Below are 263 nucleotides of genomic sequence, written 5' to 3' on the forward strand. Positions count from 1 at the left end.
TCCTACTTTCACATAGCAAATGCTACACTATCATCGGCGCTGTTTCGTTTCACTACTGAGTTCGGCATGGGGTCAGGTGGGTCCAAAACGCTATTGTTACCAAGCAAATACGGTGTTAATCGCGTTAGCAATTAACTAAAATTTGGAATTCTGATAATAAAAGTTTTCAGTAAATCTACTTTAGTCTATTAACTTCTTGCGCTATCAACTATCACATAAAACGCGTTTGGCGTTGTATGGTTAAGCCTCACGGGTAATTAGTA

At 38.8% G+C, this 263-nt stretch carries 1 rRNA gene; it reads right to left on the reverse strand.

From position 1 onward, the window contains the following. Positions 1 to 104, reverse strand: a 5S ribosomal RNA gene (gene rrf / locus H5201_RS22830); the annotation flags it as partial. Positions 105 to 263 lie beyond the last annotated feature (159 nt).

Origin of the sequence: Pseudoalteromonas sp. SG43-6 (assembly GCF_014164365.1) — a bacterium.
Lineage (GTDB): Bacteria > Pseudomonadota > Gammaproteobacteria > Enterobacterales > Alteromonadaceae > Pseudoalteromonas > Pseudoalteromonas rhizosphaerae.